Annotated in this window: 21 protein-coding genes and 1 pseudogene; 14 read left to right on the top strand and 8 right to left on the bottom strand. The window is 66.4% G+C overall.

The features are described from left to right. The first annotated feature begins 41 nt into the window (after positions 1-41). The 8 genes from AB0I18_RS14935 (at position 42) to AB0I18_RS14900 (ending at position 7,929) form a co-directional block, all read left to right on the top strand. On the top strand, positions 42-1,262 hold the full coding sequence (locus tag AB0I18_RS14935; RefSeq protein WP_363105858.1) for an ATPase, T2SS/T4P/T4SS family: 1,221 nt from the start codon (positions 42-44) through the stop codon (positions 1,260-1,262). Then, positions 1,259-2,164: a type II secretion system F family protein gene (locus AB0I18_RS14930; RefSeq protein WP_363105857.1), complete on the top strand. Its 906-nt coding sequence runs from the start codon at positions 1,259-1,261 to the stop codon at positions 2,162-2,164. The genes AB0I18_RS14935 and AB0I18_RS14930 overlap by 4 nt, the downstream gene beginning before the upstream one ends. Continuing rightward, entirely contained in the window at positions 2,165-3,058 is an 894-nt protein-coding gene (locus AB0I18_RS14925) for a type II secretion system F family protein (protein WP_363105856.1), read from the top strand. A 39-nt stretch (positions 3,059-3,097) separates the two neighbouring features. Then, complete coding sequence (locus AB0I18_RS14920) at positions 3,098-3,286, top strand: hypothetical protein (protein WP_363105855.1); 189 nt, start codon at positions 3,098-3,100, stop codon at positions 3,284-3,286. A gap of 10 nt (positions 3,287-3,296) precedes the next feature. Beyond that, positions 3,297-3,809, top strand: coding sequence for a TadE family protein (locus AB0I18_RS14915; RefSeq protein WP_363105854.1), 513 nt, complete (start codon positions 3,297-3,299; stop codon positions 3,807-3,809). A gap of 82 nt (positions 3,810-3,891) precedes the next feature. Beyond that, positions 3,892-4,383 carry a TadE family protein gene (locus tag AB0I18_RS14910; RefSeq protein ID WP_363105853.1) on the top strand — a complete coding sequence of 164 codons (492 nt, stop codon included), beginning with the start codon at positions 3,892-3,894 and terminating at the stop codon, positions 4,381-4,383. Between the two features lie 6 nt (positions 4,384-4,389). Next, positions 4,390-4,842, top strand: coding sequence for a hypothetical protein (locus AB0I18_RS14905; protein ID WP_363105852.1), 453 nt, complete (start codon positions 4,390-4,392; stop codon positions 4,840-4,842). Between the two features lie 12 nt (positions 4,843-4,854). After that, entirely contained in the window at positions 4,855-7,929 is a 3,075-nt protein-coding gene (locus AB0I18_RS14900) for a BTAD domain-containing putative transcriptional regulator (RefSeq protein ID WP_363105851.1), read from the top strand. Between the two features lie 75 nt (positions 7,930-8,004). Here AB0I18_RS14900 and AB0I18_RS14895 read toward each other — a convergent pair whose 3' ends face one another. The 4 genes from AB0I18_RS14895 to AB0I18_RS14880 all read right to left on the bottom strand — a co-directional run bounded on the left by AB0I18_RS14895 (position 8,005) and on the right by AB0I18_RS14880 (position 11,215). Next, positions 8,005-8,310, bottom strand: a complete 306-nt coding sequence (locus AB0I18_RS14895) for a winged helix-turn-helix transcriptional regulator (RefSeq protein WP_363105897.1) — start codon at positions 8,308-8,310, stop codon at positions 8,005-8,007. Between the two features lie 941 nt (positions 8,311-9,251). Next, on the bottom strand, positions 9,252-10,052 hold the full coding sequence (locus AB0I18_RS14890) for an SAM-dependent methyltransferase (RefSeq protein WP_363105850.1): 801 nt from the start codon (positions 10,050-10,052) through the stop codon (positions 9,252-9,254). Positions 10,053-10,124: 72 nt separating this feature from the next. After that, positions 10,125-10,355 (bottom strand): DUF397 domain-containing protein, encoded by a 231-nt coding sequence (locus AB0I18_RS14885; protein ID WP_363105849.1) that lies wholly within the window; start codon positions 10,353-10,355, stop codon positions 10,125-10,127. Next, a complete protein-coding gene (locus AB0I18_RS14880) occupies positions 10,352-11,215 on the bottom strand; it encodes a helix-turn-helix transcriptional regulator (protein ID WP_363105848.1) in 864 nt (287 codons plus the stop codon). Before AB0I18_RS14880 ends, AB0I18_RS14885 begins: the two co-directional genes overlap by 4 nt. A gap of 482 nt (positions 11,216-11,697) precedes the next feature. Between AB0I18_RS14880 and AB0I18_RS14875 the strand changes: the two genes are divergently transcribed. Continuing rightward, positions 11,698-12,075, top strand: coding sequence for an ATP-binding protein (locus AB0I18_RS14875; protein WP_363105896.1), 378 nt, complete (start codon positions 11,698-11,700; stop codon positions 12,073-12,075). Between the two features lie 103 nt (positions 12,076-12,178). On the opposite strand, the gene AB0I18_RS14870 is transcribed toward AB0I18_RS14875, so the two are convergent. After that, on the bottom strand, positions 12,179-12,739 hold the full coding sequence (locus AB0I18_RS14870) for a flavoprotein (RefSeq protein WP_363105847.1): 561 nt from the start codon (positions 12,737-12,739) through the stop codon (positions 12,179-12,181). A gap of 211 nt (positions 12,740-12,950) precedes the next feature. Here AB0I18_RS14870 and AB0I18_RS14865 point away from each other — a divergent pair, with 211 nt between their 5' ends. The 3 genes from AB0I18_RS14865 to AB0I18_RS14855 all read left to right on the top strand — a co-directional run bounded on the left by AB0I18_RS14865 (position 12,951) and on the right by AB0I18_RS14855 (position 16,315). Further along, complete coding sequence (locus AB0I18_RS14865) at positions 12,951-14,066, top strand: hypothetical protein (protein WP_363105846.1); 1,116 nt, start codon at positions 12,951-12,953, stop codon at positions 14,064-14,066. A 150-nt stretch (positions 14,067-14,216) separates the two neighbouring features. Then, entirely contained in the window at positions 14,217-15,038 is an 822-nt protein-coding gene (locus AB0I18_RS14860) for a hypothetical protein (protein ID WP_363105845.1), read from the top strand. Positions 15,039-15,214: 176 nt separating this feature from the next. Continuing rightward, complete coding sequence (locus AB0I18_RS14855; RefSeq protein WP_363105844.1) at positions 15,215-16,315, top strand: cytochrome P450; 1,101 nt, start codon at positions 15,215-15,217, stop codon at positions 16,313-16,315. 611 nt (positions 16,316-16,926) lie between these two features. Here the strand turns inward: AB0I18_RS14855 and AB0I18_RS14850 are convergent. Together AB0I18_RS14850 and AB0I18_RS14845 are read right to left on the bottom strand one after the other, a co-directional pair. Continuing rightward, on the bottom strand, positions 16,927-17,565 hold the full coding sequence (locus AB0I18_RS14850) for a hypothetical protein (RefSeq protein ID WP_363105843.1): 639 nt from the start codon (positions 17,563-17,565) through the stop codon (positions 16,927-16,929). Next, positions 17,537-18,043: a hypothetical protein gene (locus tag AB0I18_RS14845; protein ID WP_363105842.1), complete on the bottom strand. Its 507-nt coding sequence runs from the start codon at positions 18,041-18,043 to the stop codon at positions 17,537-17,539. Before AB0I18_RS14845 ends, AB0I18_RS14850 begins: the two co-directional genes overlap by 29 nt. A 70-nt stretch (positions 18,044-18,113) precedes the next feature. On the opposite strand from AB0I18_RS14845, the gene AB0I18_RS14840 reads away from it, so the two are divergent. Next, positions 18,114-18,410 (top strand): barstar family protein, encoded by a 297-nt coding sequence (locus AB0I18_RS14840; protein WP_363105841.1) that lies wholly within the window; start codon positions 18,114-18,116, stop codon positions 18,408-18,410. Between the two features lie 21 nt (positions 18,411-18,431). Here AB0I18_RS14840 and AB0I18_RS14835 read toward each other — a convergent pair. Beyond that, positions 18,432-18,569 (bottom strand): annotated as a pseudogene (locus AB0I18_RS14835) (IS5/IS1182 family transposase); the annotation flags it as partial. Here AB0I18_RS14835 and AB0I18_RS14830 point away from each other — a divergent pair. Beyond that, positions 18,541-19,113, top strand: coding sequence for a hypothetical protein (locus AB0I18_RS14830; protein WP_363105899.1), 573 nt, complete (start codon positions 18,541-18,543; stop codon positions 19,111-19,113). The pseudogene AB0I18_RS14835 and the gene AB0I18_RS14830 sit on opposite strands and share 29 nt — an antisense overlap. Positions 19,114-19,273: the final 160 nt, after the last annotated feature.

Genomic DNA, 19,273 nt, shown 5'->3' with positions numbered 1-19,273 from the left:
CGGAACAGATCCACGCCCACGAAGCCCAGGGGCGTGGGCCGATGACGGAATCGCAACGCCGGGCACGGGTGGAGAAGATCCTCTCGGATGTCGCGGAGGAACACGCCCAGGAGATGCTCCACCACGGCCAGAGCGTGGTGGCACCGGACGTCGAGCAGTTCGTCATCGCCTCCGTGGTCAATGAGGTGCTGGGGCTGGGCGGTCTGGAACCGCTGCTGAGCGACCCGCAGATCGAGAACATCAACGTCAACGGCAGCCGGGTCTTCGTCCGCTACGCAGACGGCCGCCGCCGGCAACTGCCGCCCGTGGTCGCCTCGGACGCCGACCTGGTCCAGCTCATCCGCCACTTGGCGGCACGCTCCGGGATAGAGGAGCGCCGCTTCGATCGGGGCAGCCCCGGGGTGAACTTCCAACTGCCCGGCGGGGAACGGGCGTTCGCGGTGATGGCGGTCACCGCCCGCCCGTCGCTGTCCATCCGCCGGCACCGGTTCCAGCGCGCCACGCTCGCTGAACTCCGCGAGAACGGCACCATCGACCCGGAACTTGAGACCCTGCTCGGCGCCATGGTCCGCGCGCGAAAGAACATCCTGGTCACCGGCGGGACCGTGATGGGCAAAACCACCATGCTGCGCGCCCTGGCCTCTCAAATCCCCGCATGGGAACGGCTGATCACCATCGAGGACGTCTACGAACTCGGCCTCGGGTCAGACGCCGAGGCGCACCCGGACGTGGTGGCCATGCAGGCTCGTGAGGCCAACATCGAAGGCAAGGCGGCGATCAGCCAGGCCGAGCTGGTGCGATGGGCCCTGCGAATGTCACCGGACCGGGTGATCGTCGGCGAGGTCCGCGGACCCGAAGTGATTCCGATGTGCAACGCCATGTCCCAGGGCAATGACGGCTCCATGGGCACCCTGCACTCCAGTAGCAGCCGGGGTGCGTTCACCAAGCTGGCCGCCTATGCCGTCCAGGGCCCCGAACGCTTGCCGCTGGAGGCCACCAACCTCCTGGTGGCCTCGGCGCTGGACTTCGTGGTCCACCTGGACCGGCCACGTGGAGATAACGGCAAGCGGGTCGTGTCCTCCATTCGCGAGGTCGTCGACGCCGACGACAAGCAGATCGTCTCCAACGAAGTTTTCCGGCCCGGCCCGGACGTGCGCGCCGTCCCCGGAGTGCCACTGCGCACCGAGACCCTGGAGGACCTGACCGCCGCGGGCTACGACCCCGACGAGGCAGAGCGGACGCAGGGGCGGTGGAAGGCGTGAACGCATACGTCGCTCTGTTTGGGCTGCTCGGACTGGGCGTCGGCGCCGGCCTGTTGGTCCTGGTGCGCGCCTGGTACGCCCCTGGCCGGGAGATCCGGCCGGCGCCGAGCGGGCGCGGCCTGCGCGAGCTGCACCGCCGCGAGTACACCGGGCGGTGGCTGGCTGTCGCGGGCACCACCGGCCTGCTGGTCGGGACGATCACCGGCTGGGTGGTCGGAGGTCTGCTGGCGGCGATGACGGCCTGGAGCCTGCCCCGGATCCTCAGCGGCACGACCATCAAGACCGAGACCGCCCGCATCGAAGGCATCGCCGGGTGGACCGAGATGCTCCGCGACACGCTGTCCGCCGCGGCCGGCCTCGAACAGACCATCATGGCCACCGCCCACATCGCCCCGCAGGCTATTCGCCCGCAGGTGCAGGGACTCGCCGTCCGCTTGGCGAGCGGCAACCCCCTCACCGCCTCACTGCGACGACTGGCCGACGACCTGGCCGATCCGATGGCCGACCTGGTGATCGCTGCGCTGATGCTCGCCTCGGAGCACCAGGCCCGCCAACTCGCCCCGCTGCTGGGGGAACTTGCGGCAACCGCCCGCGCCCAGGTCGAGATGCGCCAGCGGATCGAGGCCAGCCGTGCCCGCACCCAAACCACCCTGCGCGTTGTGGTCATCACCACCCTCTCCTTCGCCGGCGGTCTGATCCTGTTCAACCCCGAATTCCTCGCCCCGTACGACACCGTGACCGGACAACTGGTCCTGCTCTTGATCGGGGCGCTGTTCACGGCCGCATTCGCCTGGCTGCGCCGGATGGCCCGCATCGAGGAGCCCGAACGCTTCTTCACCGGCCCTGAAGCCGCCACCGGCACGCCGGGTCTGTCCGCACTCACTCGCCAGGAGGAGGCCTGAGTGATCACGCTGATGTTCCTGGCGGCCGGTGCAGGGATGGGGCTATGGGCGCTGACGGTATGGCTATTCCCACCCAGAGCCCCGCTGGCCGCCCTGATCGCCCGCCTGCACTCAAGGCCCGCACCACCCCCGATCCTCGCCACCAGCGACAGCGGCTGGGCCGCGCGATTCGGCAGCCCCTTCAGCGGCCTGCTACGCGAACTGGGCCTGCCCGGCCACGCGCTGGGCCAGGACCTGGCCATCGTCGGCCGCTCAGCCGAAACCCACCTCGCGGAGAAAGCGACGCTCAGTATCACGGGGCTGCTGCTGCCCGCAGCCGTCGAGCTGGCGCTGGCTCTGGGCCGACGCCCTCTTCCTTGGGCGATACTCCTGGGCGGGGCCCTGCTCCTGGCAGTGGGCGGCTTCCTCCTGCCGGACATGACCGTACGGGCGGAAGCCGAACGGCGCCGGACCGCCTTCCGCCACGCACTCAGCGCCTACTTGAACCTCATCCACATCCTGCTCGCCGGGGGCGCCGGCGTGGACGGCGCTCTCACCGACGCAGCCGACATCGGACAAGGCTGGTCCTTCCAGCAACTGCGCCGCGCGCTGAACACCGCCCGCCTCACCCGAACCTCCCCCTGGACCACGCTCGGACAACTCGGCGAGGAACTTCACGTCAGCGAACTGGCCGAACTAGCCGCCGCCTTGTCCCTGGCCGGCACAGAAGGCGCCCAAGTCCGCGCCTCACTGGCGGCCAAAGCCGCAGCCATGCGCCACCGCAACGGCGCTGAAGCAGAGGGCGACGCCAACGCAGCCACCGAGCGAATGGCCCTGCCCGGCATGCTCATGGCCTTCGGCTTCATCCTCTTCGTCTTCTATCCCGCTCTCGCCCAGATAACTGCCGCCCTTTGAAAGGCCCGTAGGTCCGCCGAACGCCGAAAGGAAAGAGCCGTGTCCCTGTTCACATCGATCTGGTCCCGAACAGTCAACGTGCTGCGAAGCCATGCGTACGACGACCGGGGCGGTGTGACCCCGGAGTTTGTCATCTGGACAGCCTTCCTTGCCGGGCTCGCGTTGACGGTGACGGGGCTGTTCGGCCCGCAGATCCTGGCGGCCGCCCGCAACATCCCCTTCAAGTAGGAGTACCCCCATGGTGCTCACCACAGACAGACAACGCCGGGGACGCCTCCCGTTTCGTCCCTACGTCGATGTACGCCTGCTGAGGCGGCTCTGCCGAGAAGACCGTGGCGCCGTCACCGTGGAGATGGTCTACATCGTTCCGGCCCTCTTCACGCTCGTGATGCTGCTCGCTCAGGCCACGCTCTGGTGGCATGCTGCCCACATCGCCCAGGCCACCACGGCCCACGCCCTGGCGGTCACGCGGGTCGAGGACGGCACCGCCGCGGGCGGGCACCATCAGGCGCAACGCGTGCTCGACCAGCTCGGGCGCGGACCGCTGCGCGGGGTGCATGTCAACGTCACCCGCGGCGCCGAACGCGCCGACGTCCGCATCACCGGGACCGCCAGCAGCGTCATCCCCTTCCTGCACCTGCCGGTCCGCGCCCACACAGCCGGCCCGGTCGAGCGGTTCCGCCCTGTGGCTCGTGGGTTCACGAATTCCGAAGTGATGGGAGCGGGGAACCCAAGCGGAGGCGCCTCGTGATGCGGGGGTCTGCAGCCTTAGGTTCGCGAACCGACTGGGTGAGAGGCGTTGTGTCAGCTCAGACAGCCGCTGGGGTCGCGCCGTGAAACGGCCCATAGGTACACCCCCTGCATGCTCGGCAGCGTATAAGCAGGTCCGCCGTGAGCGCACCGGGCTGCCGCGCGATACCGGAAGCGGCACACTCGAACTGATACTGGGCATCCCCGTGTTGATCTTGATGCTGGCGTTCCTGAACTATTGCGGACGGGTGCCCGACGCCCGACTTCAGATCGAGGACGCGGCACACCAAGCGGCCCGCGCCGTCACGGTGAGCCGCAGCCCGTCGGCCGCTGCCGCGAACGCCCGCTCCACCGCAGAGGCGGCCCTGAGCGAAGCGGGGGTGACCTGCCGCCCCGTCACCGTCGCCATCAGCGGCACGCTACAACCCGGCTCCACGGTGAGCGTCACACTCTCTTGCACCGTCGACCTGCACGACCTGGCCTTGCTGCGGGTGCCCGGCACCACCACGTTCACCGCACGCTTCGCCTCGCCGGTCGATGTCCACCGCAGCACCACGAACACCGCTGGAGGGTGACCGCTCGTGAGCCCACCCACTGGAGTCGTCGCCCGCTTGCGCGTCCGGGTCTGCGATGACCACGGCCAAGTGACCGCCTTCCTCGTCAACGTCGCCGTCGCCGTCGTGATGTTCGCCGGCCTGCTCCTGGACGGCGGCCTCGCCCTCGCGGCGAAGGTCCGTGCCCTCGGCGAAGCCCAGGAAGCGGCCCGAGCCGGAGCCCAGGCCCTCGACCTGGCCGCCTACCGCAACCACAACATCGTGCGCCTGGTGCCCGACCGGGCCCGAACTCGGGCTCAGGAACACCTCGTCACCACCGGAGACTCTGGCACCGTCACGGTCACCGCCGACACGGTGACGGTGACCGTCATGGTTCGGCAGCGCACCCACCTGCTCGGCGTCCTCGGCATGGACTCCCTGACCGTGACCGGTACCGGCACCGCGCATCCCGTCCACGGTGTCAATCTCCCCGAGCCCTGAGAAGGTCCAGCGATGGCCGCCCGCCGCCCCGTACCCCGCCGTCCGCGGCCGATCTGGCGATGCACCGGACTGCTGCGGAGAACCGGACTGGTGCTGCGTGGCCTGGTCGCGGCGATCGCCCTCGCCACCCTGCTTGCGGGCGTTCCCTGGGGGCTGATGCGCTACATCGGCTGGCCGCTGCCGGACCACATCCCCACCTGGCCCGACATCGGCGCCACGCTGCTGGCTCCGATGAGCGTCCACTTCCTGCTGAACGCCTTGGCCTGCGTCCTCTGGCCGATCTGGGGGCTGTTCGCCCTCGACGTCGTTCGCGCCGCCGCGGCCGAGATCCGCGCCTTCCCTCGATCCGCCCCACCGCACACCGGTCCGCTCCAGGCGGCGGCAACAGTGCTCGTGGGGGCGATCATCGTCTCTCTGCTGTCCATGCGCCCCACCGCACCCCCGCCCGCCGGCCCTCCCGCTGCTGCGGCGAGCGTGATCCAGCCAGCCACCGTTGGGCGGAGCGGACCAGCCCAGGAAGCCACAGTGCTGACGACGGTCAACGAGCTCGGCGCCGATGTCGCCGAACGTGGGCCGCAGCGCCCGGCGGAGACAGTGGAGGTACGCGCCCCTCGTGACGGCATCCACGACAGCTTGTGGCGCATCGCCGAGCGCACCCTGGGAGACGGCAGCCGCTGGCCGCAGATCTACGCCCTCAACCGGGGACGACCACAGCCAGACGGACACGCCCTGACCAATCCCAACCTGATCCACCCCGGCTGGGTCCTCTCCCTGCCCACCCGCCCACCTCACGTCGGTCCGCCCCGACACCAGGACCAGCCCCCCAGCAGCGCGACGCCGTCCCCGTCCGCGTCTTCAGGCACGGGCACCCCCACGACCCCGAGCACCCCAGCCCCCTCGGACACAACTACACCGCCCCGCACCCCGGGCGCTCCCTCGCACGGCTCCCACACTCATGCCCCACGGAACGGCTCGAACCTTGGCATCAGTCTGCCGACAAGTGCCTTCGTGAGCGCCGGGCTGGCCGCCCTCGTGGCAGGGATCGTGATCACCGCGCGGCGGCGGCGCAGGCTCCGCTACCGGCCCGGTAGCGGGGACCGCAGTGATCTGGCCACCGCCCCTGTGGTCCGGGCCCTGCTCCTCGCCCGTGACCAGGCAGACATCCCAGAAGATGACGACGACAGCGCCAACGCAGAGAGGACGACGTCCAGCAACGCATCCAGCGCGCCCTCAACAGCCGCCGCGTCGCGGACACTGTCCGCCGAGGAGCGTGTCATCGGCGTCAAGGATGGCCAGGAGCTAGCCTGGGATCTCGCCCGAACGCGCGGCCTTGGCCTGGTCGGTCCCGGCGCCTACGGTGCCATCCGCGCGCTGCTGGTCGCCTTGCTCGCCGAACACCATCAGCCCGCCGCCCGCCACGTGGAGCTCCTCGTCCCGGCTACCGATGCCCGCCAGTTGCTCGGGGAGAACCTCGCTGATGCGCGAAACTCGGACCGCTTGCGGATCGTCGCCGACCTGGACGCCGCACTGGACACACTGGAGCGCGAACTCCTCAGCCGCGCGCGACTCGCGCCCGATCACACCACCGTCGCTGACAGTGCCAGTACGCCCCGCGCCGAACTGGTGCTCGTAGCAACGCCCGCTGTGCGTGCGGAGCGCCGTCTGCAGGCCATCCTGGACAACGGCTCCGCTCTCGGCCTGGCCGGAGTGCTCCTTGGACAGTGGCGCCCCGGAGGAACCGCACGCGTGCGACAGGACGGCACCGTAGCGGCCGCCAGCGCGTCCGTCGCCGACAGACTCAGCGGCGCCAGCCTGTTCACCCTGCCGGCCACCGATGGCCAAGCCCTGCTCTATCTACTACGCGACGCTGAACCGGCAGCACAGCCGTCAGCCTCACGAGTCCGAACGACGACACCCTCCGTCGCTGAGCCCAAATCGCCGCCGCGATCGGAGCACAGCCCAGATACCTCCAGTCCGGTGCAGAAGAAGCCGCGCCGGCGTCTCGCACAGCCACCCACGGGCAGCCGTGAACCGCCGCCGGACGACGACTCCGGCTCGACAGTGCCCAGCAGAGCCGAGCGCCGAGAACAGGCACGAACCCACCCCAATCCACGGGAACGACTCTCTCCGACCACGACGCCGGCCACGCGCGCGTCGGGCACGTCCTCGGCCTCCCGCGGCTCTGATGACCGGACACCTGACGATCTCCGAAAGCCGCGGCACTCTGACACACCAGCAGCCGCCCATCCCGGGAACAGCGACGCATGCCTATCGGGGTGGCACGCGCACACCGCAGCAGAGCCGTTGAGGCTGACCGTCCTGGGCCGGATGCACCTGACGCATCACCAACACGACGGAGACGAGCACGCCGACCTCAGCGCCGCGCTCGCTCCCAAGCAGCGCGAAGTCCTGGCCTACCTCGCCGTGCACCAGGACGGAGCCCGACGCGAGTCGCTGACCACCGCGATCTGGCCCGAGGCTCCCAAGGACCGCCCCTACAACAGTTTCCACGCCACACTGAGCCAACTGCGCCGAGCGCTGCGTACCGCCACCCACGACGCACTCAGCGACATCACCATCCACGCCGATGGCCACTACGCCCTTGACCGAAACCTGATCACGGTTGACCTATGGCAGCTGAGGGATGCCCTGCAGGCCAGCCGCCACGGCAGCGATGACGAGCGACGTCGCGCTGCGGTCGAACGCGCCGTCGAGCTCTACTCCGGCGACCTCGCCGCCGACCTCAGCGCCGAATGGCTCGAAGGACCCCGCGAAGCCCTCCGCCGCGACGTCTTGGACGCCGTCAGCGCCCTGGTACGAATCCTGCGCGGTGAACCCGAGCAGGCACTGGCTCTGCTGGAACGCGCTCGCACCCTCGACCCCTACAACGAGGCCATCTACCGCGACATCGCCCGCTTCCAGGCCCACCTTGGGCAACACGACGCCGTCGCCCGTACGTTCACACTCCTCACAACCAAGCTCGCCGAGATTGACGAACAGCCGAGTCCGGAAACCACGGCCCTGTACGCCCCCCTCCAACACCCGCAGTCGACAGACCAGGGGAGAAGCGGTCGGAGGGCCAGGTAACAGATTCGCCTGCCGCGCGAGCTGTCCCGGTGCCCCCGCCCGTAGCCGGCGGAGTCACGAGAGTGCCACCCGTCTTCAGCAGTTTGTGCCGTCCTCAGCATGTCGCCGTTGCCGAGTACGGTCCACAAGGTCAGTGTGCGTCTCGGCCCACATGGCTAACGGTGCCATTGCAGCGAGCAACTCCTTTGCTGCGGCCGATAGTTCGTACGTCGCGCGGTAAGGAAAATCGTGCTCGCGGTGACGTGATATCAATTCTCCCTGTTCAAGCCGTCGCAGCGTCCGGTTTAGAGGACTGTCCTGAAGTCGACGGTGTTTCTTGCCAGGCCAGCCTGTGTCGCTGTCTTGAGCGCGGATAGCATCCAGGAGACTCGTGTACTGCATCGGCCCGCGATGAAGAGTTACGAGAACGTCCCATGCCCATTCGCCACTTACCAAATGGCGGACATCGTGAATGCGCCCGAGGAATCGACAGTCGTCCGGTGTCATGGTGGAAGGATGCGCCTGAACGCGCTCCCCATCTCCGCCGATGGGTTGTTCTTGATCACCTTGGGGTCCGTGTCGCGACCAGCGGCTTATGTGATCGGACACGGAATTCTCCCTCGGACGTCCACTGCTGCATTCGATGGAACTAGCTGCGGGCATGGCTGGGGACTTCGTGGGTGCGGAAGGGGCCGTCGGTACCTCGAAGGGTGTGGGGCGGAACGCCCTGTACCCGAGGTGAGGGATGGAGCGCTACGCACCGATCCTGAGCGCCTGCATCCAGCGCAGGAATGATCGCTTCGTGGTTTCCACGCTCCCTGCCGAGCGACATGTTCACGGACGGCACGGGCGACAGACATGGCACGGCGAACTCCTTCGCTGAGGCAAGGTCTCCGTGCCTGAAACTGGCCAAAGCACCGGCCGCCGACCGGCTAACTGGCTCAGGAGCAGGGTGGTGAACCTGCGAGGGACAGCAACACTGCCTCTGGCATACACCAACGCACCGACGTAACTTCAAGGTCAGTACACAGAGCCGCCGCGGAAGTGATGCCGGAGCGCGCAGGAAGCCTTGTACATGACTGTCCCTGCGGGCGCATCGATCTGCGGGTACTGCAACTCGTCCGGCGATGAAGTCGCGGATGAGACGACGGGGTGCTGCGACGATGACGAGATTCAACCCTCGGGTACGACCCGGGGCGTGCGTGAAGGTGAAGCACGCCAAGAATGCCGTGCATCCCGCCGACGAGCAGACGGCCACCTTGAAGTACCCGGAGTGCTGCGTCGCCACCGGGGAGACCCTCGCGGGCGCACACACCACAACCGGATTTCAAGGGTCACAATATTTACACCTTACGAGCAACCCCCACATACACCGGAACCCGCTCGCCGCGAATTTGCATCTCAAGGTTGGGATGCCAGCGCGTAGACGCCACGATACCGGGATCACAAACGTCGAGCCCTTCGAAGAACCTGGAAACCTCCCGTTGCGACCTCACCTGCGCTGGAGTCCCGCCGCTGCGATAGATTTCGACAATGCGATCCCATGTCTCAGGGTCGAAGTCACCCGTGGCATGCGAAAGCACCAGATAGCTCCCAGGGGCCATTGGTCCCAGCAGTTCACTGACGATCCCGAACGGGTCGTATTCGTCTGACAAGAAATGCATCAGTGCCACCAACGACAGTGCGATCGGCTGCTCGAAGTCGAGATGCTCTCGTGCCTGAGAAATGATTCTCTCGGGCTCCCTGGCGTCGGCTTGAACGTACGCCGTGCGACCTTCTGGTGTGCCTCGCAGTAGCGCCTCAGCGTGCCGCAGCACAATAGGGTCATTGTCCACGTACACCACACGGGCGGCGGGCGTGATCTCCTGGGCGATCTGATGCAGATTCGGTTTGGTGGGGATCCCAGTCCCTATGTCCAAATACTGGTGGATTCCGTTGCCCGCCAGGAAGCGGACGGCTCGATGCATGAACTCGCGATTGGACCTCGCTCCCTCTTTGATGCCGGGAAAGAGAGAGGCGACTTTCTCCCCCGCCTCCACGTCGACGGGATACCAGTCTTTTCCCCCCAGGTACCAGTCGTACATGCGAGCCGGATGGGGCTGGCTGGTGTCGATCTCGTCCGCACCAAACTCAGTGCCGGTCATTTCAGTCCTCCGCTGCCGAAGTGCGACGTGGTCATCAAGTTCCAGAAATAAATCACCAAATTAACTCGCGCATCAAGTGAGCAGAAAGTCGGCCACTCCAGCTTTGGCTCCCGTGATGAATTCGGCGATCACGGAGGCAGGCCAGATCAGGGCGACCCCACTGGGATCTTCAGACTGCCTCAATGCCACGCGTCCGTCGTCGAGCCTTTTCGCTTCGACACAGTTCCCGCCGTTACTGCCGCTCCAGGGCTTGTGCCAATTCTCTTTTCCCAAATCCTCGGCGGCATTTATGACGTGCTTCATGAGTCTAGCTCCTTGCGAATGCCGACCAGGAAGTTCCTGGTCCGTTCCATTGGTAGTGCTTGGGCGCTCATTCTGTCTATGACCTCACGGTGCAGTGCGACTTCAAGTGGCTCTTCGCTATAGCGCGCGCTGCTGAGGCTGTCGATGCAAACGACGTCCGGAAAATCTTGCATCGGGAAACGGAACACGGTGAAAGGCCCGAATGCGCCCGGGTGCAGCCCAGCGGTGAACTCCAATACCTGGAGCGTCACGTTCGGCAGGTCCGTCGCCTCAATCAGGCGATCGACCTGGGCCTGCATGACCTCTGGCTCGCCGACGGGCCGTCGCAGCACGGTCTCGTCCATGATGATCCACAGTTCCGGCGGATCGTGGCGGGTGAGCAACGCCTGGCGCTCCATGCGCAGCGCTACGCGTCGGTCCAGTTCGTCCGGCTCCACGCGGGGCAAGCCCAGGCGCAGGACATCGCGGGCGTAGTCCGCGGTCTGGAGGAGCCCTGGTACAACGTGCGGCTCGTAGCCACGCATGCGCGTGGCCGAGTTCTCCAGGCTGACGTGCACCGCAAACCAATCGGGCAATGCGTCGCGATAACCCTGCCACCAGCCAGGCTTGTTGGCTTGGTCCGTAAGGTCAAGGAACTCGGCGGCCTCATCGTTCTCGACCCCGTAGATTTCCAGCAGCACCTTGACCGTCGCCCACTTCAGGGTGACCTCGGCCCGCTCCATCCTGGTGATCGTGGTATGGGCCTGGCGCAGCCTCTTTCCGACGTCCTGCGCCGTCAGGCCTGCGTTCGACCGCAACACCTGTAGCCGTCTGCCGAGCACCATCTGCAGAACGGTCGGGGCCGAACGCGGCTCGCTCACGTCGCCTACCTCCTTGAACCACCCAGTCACCGAGCAGTCTGCCATGACGCTCCACGAGGTTTACAGACCGCACAACTCAACTATGCACGGTGCGATGTGAGGGGTTGCCAAGTGACTGGTGTGGCGCCATAGTTGCTGGGTGACCAAGCTCACTCGCGCTCGACGGCAGGCACCGGCCGCAGGTGGCCGGGGAGTCAGGCTGCCGGGTGGCCCGCTCCGGATGCTGTGCGCCGCTCATCTCGCTTGCGCCTCACCATGCCCGCAAGCCTCAAGCTATTTGCTCGCACCACGAGCCCGAATCGGCTGGCTGCGGGCACTTATTGCTTTCCCCAAGACCGCGATACCGTCGCGGTCTTCACGTCGCACGGTCGCGTCCGGCACTTCCCCCACGTTAGGACTCAGCCGTGGCCTTGACCGACGCCACCACAACGGGAGGCGCACCCCCCGATCTCGGCAGCAGCGCACGCCGCACTGCCTTCGTCCTGCCAGCTGACGGTAGGTCCGTCGGCGAAGCCCGTCACCGCGTGACGGAACAGCTCAGCACCTGGGGCATCGACCCGGACGGCTGCGACGTCGCGGCTCTCGTCGTGAGCGAGTTGTTCACCAACGCCGTTGTCCACACGATCAGCCGGGTGATCACGTGCAAGTTGGTCGCCACATCAGACCAACTGGTGATCCAGGTGACAGATGACGGCAACGGCCACTCTGCCCCCAGCCCGCGGCGAGCCGGCCTCGATGACGAGGAGGGCCGCGGACTGATGCTCGTCAAAACGGTGTCGGAGTGCTGGGGGGTAGGCCCGGCCGAGGGCGGGGACGGCCGGGGCGTATGGGCGGCGCTGCCGGGCCAGGCGCGAGTGTGAAGGGTTCCTGGGCGACATGCGTGCCCCTCACGTCTCACCGAGCGACCTTCAGTTGGCTTCCCGGAGGAGCAATACGGGTGATGCCGTGCGCCGTTGTAGTTCCTCAACTCACGGCGTCGCGCCGTACGTTGGCCAGCTCCTGATGGACTTCGCTCCAGGGGAAGGCCTCCGCGCCAGGCCGCCCCGACGCGGGCACCGGCAAGGTGTCAGGGTTGAGGATGAAGGTGACACCCTCGCCGCGCAGGCTCTCGACGCTCCTCTGGAAAGGGAGTCGTCGCGCCAACACCCTGTTGGGCCAGGGCGCGGCGATCACCCGCTTGCCGGCGCCGATGGCTTCGTTCAGCAGGCCCAGCGCCAGCGTGTCCGAAATGCCGGCGGCCAACTTGTTGATCGTATTGAACGTCGCGGGTGCGATCAGGAAGACATCGGCCGGCGGCAGTACATCGGGGTCGTCCGGCTGTTTGTAGTCGTACCGGACAGGATGCCCGGTCAGCTCGCGAAGCCTGGGTGCATCAAGGAAATCCAGACCTTTGGGCGTGGCGATCACGCACACGTCCCAACGGTCGGCCACGGCCCGCTCCACCAGGGACGGCAGGTTTTCTGCCGGGTATCCGCCGCACGCCACGACGTACAGCACCGGCCCCTTGCCTTCCGTGGCACCCACGTTGCGTTCCCTGCTCTCCTCGAAGCGGTGATCGCACTCAGTCACCTGCCGCCGACCCCGCCAATTCGCGCGATGGGCGTCGAGTCCAGATTGTGCCATGGGGGTGACGGCCATTCCGGAGCCCGCTGGTGACGATCTCGCCAGGCTGATCGGAGAGAGGGTGGAGCGACAGCGCCGCCGGCGGGGGCTCTCGCGGAGACACCTGTCCCAGTTGGTTGACCGCACCGAGCGGTGGCTGGGCCTGTTGGAGCAGGAGGGACGCGGGGCTCTACGGCTGGACAATCTCATCGATCTGGCCCGTGCCATGCGTATCGACGACCTGAGTGCGCTCGTCGGGCGTCGTTTCACCGCAACGGCACTTGAGATGCCGGAGCACCCGGCGGTTCCGGAGATCCGTCACGCGCTCACGCATTCGCTTCTCGATCTCGTTCCGGATGCACCGCCTGGTTCGCCAGCGCATCTGGAGCGCCGGATCCGGCATGCCTGGGACGCCTGGCATGTTTCGCGGACGCAGAACACCCAACTCGGCCTTCTACTTCCTGGTCTCCTCCGCGATACCGCAGCATTGACCCGGGCAACTACCGGCGCCCAGCGTCGAAAAGCGTACGCGATCGCCACGAGGGTTTACCTCATCGGTCAACGCTTCGCCTACGGAGTACGAGCGCTGAACTTGGCCGTCCAATTCACCGACCGGGCACTGCTGGCCGCAGACATGTCGGATGATGCCCGGCTCATGGCCCTGGCCGGATGGGGCTCGGCCATGACCTCTCTCACGGCACAGCAACCTCTCGAAGCAGAGGAGACGGCTCTCACTGCGTTGCGTCATGTCGCACGCCCCGCCTCGACCAGCGATGCATCAGTGCGCGGAGCCCTTCTGCTGTTCGCTGCCATGGGCGCCGCAGGCGACCGCCGAACCGCTGATGCCTGGCGCCACTGGGACGAAGCCGAGCGAGTCTCGGCCGAAATCGGCAGACACGTCGATGTAGAAACGATGTTCAGTGCCGTCAATGTCGGAATTTATGCAGTGGCGGTGAATATGGAATGCGGTAGAACGTCCGACGCGGTTACCAGCGCCGCCGATTTGGACCCGAAGGAAATGCCGTCAAGTAACCGTCGGGCCACCCACTTTATTGACCTGGCGCGCACCTATGACAAGGCTGGCGATCGCGATGCAGCTCGGGGGGCTCTCCTGGACTCGGTAAAGGCCTCGGCAGAAACGATTGCCTTCAACCCAGACGGCAGGCGACTCGTTGCAGGCCTCGCTGGGGCAGTGACGACACCCGACGATGATATTGCAAATTTGGCAGAACGCCTCGGCCTGCTGTGACCCCAGCCGTCAACTTCCGATCATGTACAGGAGTTGCGTCCTAGTAATTTATTCACTTCTCGCGAAGGTCTCTTTGTGAGATTTCGAGCGAGTTGATATGGAGGTGTTTCATCGATGGATGCGGACTTAAGGCAGCTACGGGGGATTGGTATGTCTCTTGAGTTGCTCCGCAATCGCTGGACCTACGCGGTCCTCGTCGCCCTCCGAAGCGGCCCACTCAGACCAGCTCAACTGCTTGACCTCATCAACGACGGCAACGCGCGCAACGTGGATCTGCTGGGCGCCCGCGTCCTCCATGAGAAGACACTCTTCACGACGTTGCACCGGATGGAAGTGGAAGGACTCATCGTCCGCAAGACCGACGCCGTCCCAGCGAATGGCGTCGTTCCACGGGAGTTGACCTCGATGAGCCAGGAGCTGCTCACAGCCGTGCACGGTATCGCTGCATGGACACGCGACCACCTTGATCACCTCACCATCACTTTGCGGAAGCACCGAGAGCTGCCTCAAGGGGAGGTCAATCCCGCAACGTCCGGGCCGTTCCCGCTGAGCCTGGAGCAGGACTACTGGCGCGGCGTCGGCATGGCGCTGGTCGTGCTGCGTCTCCGATGGAGTTTCTCGGTCATCTGCCAATTGAGCAAAGGGCCGCAGCACCCCACCGGCGTCGCTGTCGCGATCAACGCGGGCATCGCGAGAAACCGGGACATCACCGGAGATCGGACCCTTTCGGAGAAGGTCCTATGGGACACCCTGCACCGGCTGGTTGAGAGCGGACTGATCAACCACCAGCCCCGCGCTGGCCAGTTCGCCTCGACCGCACGCTGCACCCTCACCGCGTCCGGCTACGCCCTCCTCGCAGCCTTGGCCCCCATCGGCACCTGGGCAACCAAGCATGAAGAGCATCTCACCACGATCATTCGCAGGCGCCGCGGCCTTGACGACTTCAGCGAACCTCAGGACTCTCGAAGGTAGTTGACGGTCCATCAGATAGACCGCCGGATCGAGTCGAGCGCTCGCAAGGGAGGAGCTCAACGGTGCCAGACGCCGAGACATCCCACGATGAGACAACGTTTCCCTTCCCGTCGGGCCCTCACGGCGGCCCGCCCGAGGCTTACACCAGCAGGCGACGTACCTGCCCGCTGGCCCCCGTGGTCTTACCCAGCGGTGACGAAGCGCTCCTGGCGACCACCTACGACGACGTGCGCACAGTCCATGCAGACCCGCGCTTCAGCCGCAACCTGCGCTACCCGGGCGCCCCGCGCATGCTGCCTGACGCCGACCTCTCCGACGACCCGCACGCGCTGGTCAACATGGACCCGCCCGACCACACCCGGCTGCGGCGCATCGTGCAGGCGGCCTTCACCCCCCGGCGGGCCGAGAGCTGGCGGTCCCGCATCCAAGCTGTCGCGGACGAGCTGTTGGCGGAGATGCGCGCCGGGTCACCCCCGGCGGACCTGATGGCGTCCTTCGCCTTCCCGCTCCCGATCGACATCATCTGCAAGCTGCTCGGCGTCCCGGCCCAGGACAGCCCGCAATTCCGCAGCTGGTCGGACACCTTCCTGTCCACGAGCACCGTCTCGGCACCGGAACGCTCCAAGGCCGCCGCGGAGTTCGCCGCCTACGTCAATGTTCTCGTCGCCGCGCGCCGCAAAGCCCCAGGTCAGGATCTGCTCGACGACCTCATCAACGCCCACGACGCGGACGACCGGCTCAGTGAAGAGGAGCTGGCGCGCATGGTGCGAGGGCTCATCGTCGCGGGACACGAGACCACCGGCAATGTCATCGGCCGCGGCATTCTCACCCTCCTGCGGCACCCAGACCAATTGGCCGCACTCCGCGATGATCCAGCGCTCCTGCCCGATGCGGTCGAAGAGATCCTCCGCATGGAAGTCCCCGGCCACGGAGGGCTGCTGCGCGTGGCCACCGAAACCGTGTCGCTCCCGTCCGGGGGCACCGTCAGCCAGGGCCAGGCCGTCCTGGCCCCTGTCGTGGCCGCGAACTTCGATCCTCGGCACGTCCCGGCCCCGGACACGTTCGACATCCGGCGCACCGACACCAAGCACGTCGCCTTCGGGCACGGCCCGCATTACTGCCTGGGCGCCAACCTGGCACGCGTCGAGCTGCATGTAGCCATTGGGTCGGTGATTCGGGGCTTGCCCGGTCTCGCGCTCGCGGGCACAGCGAAGGACCTCACGTGGACCAGCGGAAGCCGGGTCTGCAGCCTTTCGCAACTCCCCGTCACTTGGTAGCGGGAGACGGCCAAGGTGCGGCCCCACCCCGCCCCTCGATCGGGTGACGGCGGATCGGTTCGGCGCACAGTCGCCCGGAGCTGACGGGAGTCCTTAGCCGTGTATCTGCTCGCCAGCGAGACGAGTGTGATGTGCGCCATGAACTGTCCCTGGTGGCCCTGTTGCCCCAGCTCACGGGAAATTCATCGAACGCTTGCACTCATGTCGCATTCGCATTCCGCTTAGGGAACCGATCTCTGAGTAGTGCTTTCGAGGGCCGCGTGAGTTTCAGGCCCCGGAAATCGACAGGGTGGTGCATGAGGGCCCGACCCAACTGGGATCACGCACGGGCGAGTTGGCCCGCATTCGGACCCACCGGCCTCAACGGAGGGGACCGGTGCTCGCACCGACTGGAGGACCGTATGGGCAACGGCGACGTCAGACGGAAGATCACGGCGAAGAAGACGCCCCGGACGCCCCGCAGCGCCTAGAGGCTGTCTCCTTGAAGTGGCGGTGAGCTGGTGTCACCGGCACGGGGGTGAAGCAGCTCGTGGGTACACCACGAGAACGACCAGCACGCGGAAGCGCGACTCTGCGGCAGCGCCGAGTCTCGTCCGGCCAGTTACTGTCGATCAGCCGTGTGTCGACCCACCGAAGTTTCGGTTGAGGCCGTGGCATCCCGCAAGGCACTTATCGCAGCTGAGCCTCACTCCCGGCCGAAAATTCGGCCCAAGAGCAGCACGCAGCTCGGTAGACGTGCCGAGCTGCAGGCTGCCGAAGCGCGCATCCCGGAACCTCGGGTTAGCTACGAGGGCCACTGCCAGGAGCTGGGCCTTCGTGATGAGGACAAGGCACTTACGGCCTTCGTACGACTCACCGGGGATGTGATCACATTCGTCAGGATCAAGTCCGCAAATCGAGCACTCCCACTCGTCCACGCGTGTCTCCACGCTAAACCCGACCCGAAGATGCCCAAGATCGACTGGACACTCCCGGTAGTAGACGCCGTCGCGGTAGGCCATGGTGCAAGCCTTCGGATAGCCCCGCCTCAGCAATCCGCCTACCTCGTCCAGCAGCTCATGAGCTCGGTCGAAGAGGGCAAGGTCGTGCTCTTCGGAACGGTCCATTACCTGCCGCAGCTCCCCCCTCAGCCGCCGCAGGATCTCTAGCGCAGCTGGATCGGGGTGGCGTGCAGCTTTGGCCTGCTCAAGGTCGACCTGGCACTGCTGGAAGACTTCGCTCTCATCCCTCGGGGAGCTGACGGCGCTCATCCTCAGAACCCCACCTCTCGATCCTGGTGATCGCTTCGAGGACCGAGTCGGCCGGGCCGTCCAGCACCAGCTTGGTGGTCAGGTCACCCTGCCGGGCTACCTCCACGTGCAGAACGGGGGACGGAACAGTCACCTCTTCGCCGGACGAATCGCCCCGCCTGAGGATCTTCATCGTCGCGTAGGAGGAGACCAAGCCAGTCAGCGTTGCGATCAGGGTCTCTTTCCCGACGTCCCTGGCGAACTCAATGATCGGCAACCAGAACTCGGCGGCGTCGTGGGTCAGGTAGGTGCGATCAGGCTTCTCGTCCTCGAACTCGACGGTCAAGCCGGCGGCTCGGATGAGCTTCGCCACCCTGATCGCTTCGTACGGGTAGTTCCCGGGGACATCCGAGCGGGACACGCTCGGCAGTCCGGCAACTCCGCGCCTGATCAGCACGTCAGCCAAGGTCAACCCCCTCAGTTTCCTCTCAGTTGCCATGATTCCACAACTAGAGCCCATCTCTTTGATCGGTGAGTGCATCGTGGTGGGGGCTGGTTAGTCTGCTGCGATGACGTATAGCGAGTTGATCGTTGATCTGCGCGGTCGGCCGATCGAGACACTCAACGACTTCTGGGATGCTGTTGCCGAGCCGTGCGGGCTGGCGGAGTGGTTTGGTCGGAACCTGGACGCGTGGTCGGACACGATCGAGACCCGGGGCATCTCCGAGGTGATCGACAGCCACGACATTCTGATCGTCCACGTCGACCAGCGGGGTCTCTTCGGTGGGGACCGGCAGGAGGCCAACGTCCTGGTCGGCATCTTTGACGGAGAACAGAATCGACTCGTCGTCCATGGGCTTGTCTGACGAATCCTTCGAACGCCTTGCTCAGCGCCGGGTCCAGATGAGGATGGCAGCAAGGTGGAGTGCGGCCTGGTAGGCGATGGCGAGCTTATCCGTCAGCATTGCGAGGCCGCGCCACTGCTTGAGTCGGGCGATGCACCGCTCGACGGTGTTGCGCTCCTTGCTGCACGATTTCCTCAAGTCGCTGCCCTGGAACCAGATCCCCCTCGGCCACGCCAGCCGGGAGAAGGGGCACGGCCGTGACGAGATCCGCCGCCTCAAAGCCGTCCAGGTTCCACGCCGGCTGCGGCTCCCGCACGCCGCCCAGGCGATCAAGGTCACCCGCCGCCGGCGCGACCTGAACAGCGGGAAGATCCAGATCGAGCACGTGTATGCCGTCACCAGCCACGACGCGTTCTCCGCGACCGACGCCCAGCTCGCCCGGGCGGTCCGCGAGCATTGGCACATCGAGGCCCATCACCACGTCCGGGACACCACCCTCGCCGAGGACGCCTCCAAGATCCGCACCGGGAACAGGCCCCGCGCGATGGCCACTTTCCGCAACCTCGCGATCGCCCTGGCCGCCTCACCGGCTGGACCAACACCGCCCACGCCACCGACTACTACAAGTCACACCCCGACCACGCACTCGACCTCATCCAACCCGGCAGATGAGAACGCAGGCCCCCTGGTACACCGGGTACTCTCGCTCGCGCACCTCGCCTAGGGAGAGAGCTAACGCGTACCCGGTGATCGTCTGCAAGGGGAGTCTGTGGGGACCACGCACCGGTCGTCCCATGCGCTCCGCCCACCGGCGGAGCGCGGCGGCCTCCGCCTCGGTTACCCGCTGGAGCGTCCAGTCCTCGGTCTGCTGCGTCATGCTCTGA

It is taken from the genome of Streptomyces sp. NPDC050704 (assembly GCF_040654355.1).
Classification (GTDB): domain Bacteria; phylum Actinomycetota; class Actinomycetes; order Streptomycetales; family Streptomycetaceae; genus Streptomyces.
This window is presented reverse-complemented; position numbering and strand designations above follow the sequence as displayed.